Below are 3358 nucleotides of genomic sequence, written 5' to 3'. Positions count from 1 at the left end.
CGTTCGGCCCGCTCGCCAATGCCCCCCAACTAGCCCATGTACGCGGCCTGTTGGACCGCCTTCCGGACCACGCCGAGATCGTCGCCGGCGGCACGGCCCTGCCCCGCCCCGGCTACTTCTACCAGGCCACGGTGGTCGCCGGGGCGCGGCAGGAGGACGAGATCGTACGGAGCGAGGTGTTCGGCCCGGTCGTCACCGTCCAGCCCTTCACCGACGAGTCCGAGGCCTTCCGCCTGGCCAACGGCGTGCCCCAGGGACTCGCGGCGAGCGTCTGGACCCGCGACCACGACCGGGCCATGCGGGCGAGCCGCGCACTGCGGACCGGCATCGTCTGGGTCAACACCCATGGCACGACGGTGTCGGAGATGCCGCACGGCGGCGTAGGCCATTCCGGGTACGGCAGCGACCTCTCGCTCACCGGTCTGCTCGACTACACGCAGGTCAAGCACGTGATGCTGTGACCGAGGAGAGGTCGATCGCCCGGTCGACGTCCTGCGGCCGCAGGACCCGCAGGATGCCCTCCAGCAGGTAGTAGTCGGCGTACGGGAGGGAGACCTCGATGCCGTCCTCGGCCGGGCGGTGGCGGGTGCAGCGGGCCACCACGGCTTCCGCTCGGGCCGAGTTCCGCGTCAGGCAGGTCTCCGAAAGGGCGGTGAGCAGCCGTAACGCCACCTCGCGGTAGGCCTGTCGGCCGGTGGCGGCGGACAGGTCGAGGAGGCCGCAGGCCGTGATCGCTCCGGCCGACGCGTCCTTGATGTCGTGCGGCTGTTGCGGAGCCCGGTAGTCCCACACCGGGACGTGGTCCGGGGTCAGTGCTCCGATCGCGAAGTCCGCGAGCTTGCGGGCCGTGGCCAGGAAGTCTCGGTCTCCGGTCCTCCTGTACATCGTGGTGAATCCGTACAGCCCCCACGCCTGCCCGCGCGACCAGCACGACGTGGGGCTGTACCCCTGCACGGTGTTCGGGCCGAGCGGCGCGCCGCTCGTCGGGTCGAAGTCGTAGACGTGCGGGGTCGATCCGTCCGGGCGCGGGAAGACCCGCCGGGTCGTCTTCGCATGTTCCACGGCGATGTCCAGGTACTTCGGGTCGCCGGTCCGGCCGCTCGCGAACGCCAGCAGGTCGAGGTTCATCATCGTGTCGACGATGACCCGGCCGGCGTTCTTCTCGTCGTTCAGCGCGCCCCACGCTCTGATGAACCGGCCGCGCGGGTTGTACCGCTGAATCAAGGAGTCGGCCGCCTGCAAGGCGCCCGCCCGCCAGGCTTCGTCGCCCGTGAGCCGCCAGGCGGTGACCCAGGACGGGTAGAAGAGGAAACCGAGGTCGTGGGTGCCGGTGTCGTACTGGCGCGGGGCCAGCTTCCGCGCCGAGGCCAGTGCCGGCGTGCGGAAAGCCTCGTCCTCGCTGTAGAGCCATGCCATCCACAGCGTGCCCGGCCAGAATCCGCCGACCCAGTCGCCGTTCTGCGAGTAGACCCACTTCTCGAACTTCGTGCCGACGGGGAAGGCGGTCACGGTCGGTGCGACGGCGTGGAGCTTCTCGACCGCGTAGTCGGCGGCCGCGCGGAGCTTCCGCAGGGTCGGTGCCGGGGTCGCGCCGGCGGCCACGGCTCCGGCCGGTGTCGAGGAGGCGCCTGTCGCCACGGCACCGGCCGCCGTGGCCAGCACCGTACGTCGGGAAACACTCATGCTGGTCCTCCAGAACGCTCAGCGGTGACAACTGGTCAGGCCCGGGCGCCAGGCGCAGGCGATTCCGGCGAAGCCCCCGTTGGCCACGACATCCACGGCGATCCGGTCGCCGCCGCGCAGTACCTGCCGCCTCTGGACGAGACCGCCGGTGCCGTCCTCGATCGTCTCGACCAGCCAGCGACCCGGGCCGATGGTCAGCGGCACCTCGGCCCTGCGGGCGGCACCGGCGTACACCCCGCCCAGGAACCAGCGGTCGCCGCCGCGGCGGGCGAGCACGGCTTCCTGGCCGGGACGCCCGGCGAGCAGCCGGGTGTCGTCCCAGGCTGCCGGAACCTGGTCGAAGTAGTCCCGGGCGAGCGGCCGGGCGTCGTACGACTCGGGGGTGCCGGCGAACATCTGCAGGCCCGACTCGTAGGCGACGGCGAGACCTGCCTCGGCCGCGTCGGAGTTGGGGCGCAGGCCGACCCGCTGGAAGGCGCCGGGGGTGAAGTCCATGGAGCCGATGACGTTGCGGGTGAAGGGCAGGGTGGTGAGGTGGGCTGCGGTGTTGGTGCGCTTCTCCTCGCCCGCGACGCCCTCCAGGGTCATGACGTGCGGCCAGGTGCGCTGGACGCCCTTGGGGATCGTGGAGCCGTGGAAGTTGACCAGGAGGTGGTGGGCGGCGGTCTCCGGGAGGATCGCGTCGTACCACCGGAGCGTGGACTGTGCCTCCGAGTCCATGAAGTCGATCTTGACGCCCTTGACGCCCCAGCGTTCCAGGGTGGGCAGCCACCGGGCGCGTTCCTCGGCCGTGTCGAGGTCGCGCTGGTGGATCCAGACGATGATGCCGACGCCCTTGGCGCGCGCGTAGTCGACGAGTTCGGGCATCCAGCTGTTGGTCTGCCAGTCCGGGTCGGTGGTGTCCCAGGCGTCGGCCTTGAAGTACCAGCCCGCGTCGACGGCCTCGTAGGGCCAGCCGCGTTCGGCGGCGTAGTCGACGTAGGCCTTCTGCGCGGCGAGGCTCTGCCCGGCCGGGCGGCCGCCGGCGAGCCAGGTCCAGAGCGCGGTGCCGGGCTTGATCCAGGAGGTGTCGCCGGCCTTGGAGGCGGGGGCGAGGTCGTCGGTGAAGGTGGAGCGGGTGACGGTGGCGAGGTCGCCGGTGACCATGGCCCGCCAGGGGGTGGCGAGGGGGCCGTCGGCGCGGACCCGGTCGTCGGCGAGCTCGACGCGGTAGGCGCCGGTGCCCTGGTCGTGGGCGAGCCGGGCGCCGGAGTAGGCGCCGGTGAGGTCGGACTCGGCGAGCAGGGTGTAGCCGCCGTCGGTCGCGAACAGCGCCTGGTCCGAGTATGCGCCCGAGGGGGCCGTGGCGGCCGTGTACTGGACGAACTGGCCCTCGTTGTCGGCCCGGTAGGTGCCCAGCCACGCGCTCGCGTCCGGCGGCAGGTGGAAGGCGGAGGTCTCGCCGAGCACATCGCCGGACGCGGCGGGCAGGACGTACCGGTAGGCGACGCCGTCGGCGGATGCCCGGACGACGAGGTCGAGCCGGGCGCCCGTCGGGGTGGCGAACGACAGGCGGGTCTCGTTCATGCGGACCCGGCGGTCCAGTCGTTTGCCGGACTTCGTGCGGTACCGCTCGTCGATCGTCCGGTTCTTCCGGTGCAGGAAGCGCAAGTCCTGGGAGAGGTCGGCCAGTTAG

The 3358-nt window shown here is 71.9% G+C and carries 3 protein-coding genes; 1 reads left to right on the top strand and 2 read right to left on the bottom strand.

The window, feature by feature from the left end:
* On the top strand, positions 1 to 461 hold a 461-nt coding region (locus ACFTZL_RS43035), incomplete at its 5' end, for an aldehyde dehydrogenase family protein (RefSeq protein WP_382595515.1).
* On the opposite strand, the gene ACFTZL_RS43030 is transcribed toward ACFTZL_RS43035, so the two are convergent.
* Together ACFTZL_RS43030 and ACFTZL_RS43025 are read right to left on the bottom strand one after the other, a co-directional pair.
* A complete protein-coding gene (locus ACFTZL_RS43030; protein WP_382595512.1) occupies positions 442 to 1683 on the bottom strand; it encodes a glycoside hydrolase family 88 protein in 1242 nt (413 codons plus the stop codon). The genes ACFTZL_RS43035 and ACFTZL_RS43030 overlap by 20 nt on opposite strands.
* 18 nt (positions 1684 to 1701) lie before the next feature.
* Positions 1702 to 3333 carry a glycoside hydrolase family 97 catalytic domain-containing protein gene (locus tag ACFTZL_RS43025; RefSeq protein ID WP_382595509.1) on the bottom strand — a complete coding sequence of 544 codons (1632 nt, stop codon included), beginning with the start codon at positions 3331 to 3333 and terminating at the stop codon, positions 1702 to 1704.
* Between the last annotated feature and the right edge of the window lie 25 nt (positions 3334 to 3358).

The sequence above is a fragment of the Streptomyces sp. NPDC056948 genome (assembly GCF_042674225.1).
GTDB classification, from domain to species: domain Bacteria; phylum Actinomycetota; class Actinomycetes; order Streptomycetales; family Streptomycetaceae; genus Streptomyces; species Streptomyces purpurascens.
This window is presented reverse-complemented; position numbering and strand designations above follow the sequence as displayed.